The organism is Synechococcus sp. R70.1 (genome assembly GCF_047461675.1).
Lineage (GTDB): Bacteria > Cyanobacteriota > Cyanobacteriia > Thermostichales > Thermostichaceae > Thermostichus.
This window is the reverse complement of the sequence record NZ_JANSHR010000107.1, coordinates 1-536: the sequence shown is the minus strand read 5'-3', so window position 1 is coordinate 536 and position 536 is coordinate 1. Positions and strand designations below refer to the sequence as shown.

Genomic DNA, 536 nt, shown 5'->3' with positions numbered 1-536 from the left:
ACGAGGAAGGCCGTTGCGATGAGCCTACTCCCTGTCAGCGGGTGCGCCTGAATAACTTTGTAACGGTACGCAACAACTTCCCTGATGGCAGAGCTGTTTTCGACTCGGAAGGGCGAGCGCGTCAGCTAGGACGCTTTGTCGTCAGCAGCGCCTACTCCCAGGGCGAAAACCGCTGCGTGGTGGTGAGCACTTTGATCGGCACTCTTCGCAAGGACAAAAATCCGGAGTGTGGCAATGTAACCAGCGAGCCAGAGGAAGGAGTAACCAGCGAGCCAGAGGAAGGATAGCTGGGGTAGGATGGTCAGGCCGTGGCTGAAAGGTTGCCAGGCTCCTGTCCTAAGCTGCCGTAGGTCATTGGCTATGCTTACCTCTTCCCCAACTCTTGAAGCTCCACAAAAAGCCTTCCCCTGGCAATCTCGTCAGCCTGCTTTGCTGGTGCTGGCGGATGGCACTTCCTTTGCCGGTTGGTCTTTTGGGGCGCCGGGCACGGCGGTGGGCGAGGTGGTGTTCAACACGGGCATGACCGGCTACCAGGA

General features: G+C 58.6%; 2 protein-coding genes. Both read left to right on the top strand.

What is annotated here, in order from left to right; all coding sequences use genetic code 11:
* The coding region (locus NW807_RS10505) for a hypothetical protein (RefSeq protein WP_414426070.1) at window positions 1–287 on the top strand (287 nt) is incomplete at its 5' end.
* A gap of 73 nt (window positions 288–360) precedes the next feature.
* Window positions 361–536 (top strand): carbamoyl-phosphate synthase domain-containing protein (locus NW807_RS10500; RefSeq protein ID WP_414426071.1); only part of this gene is annotated, 176 nt, incomplete at its 3' end.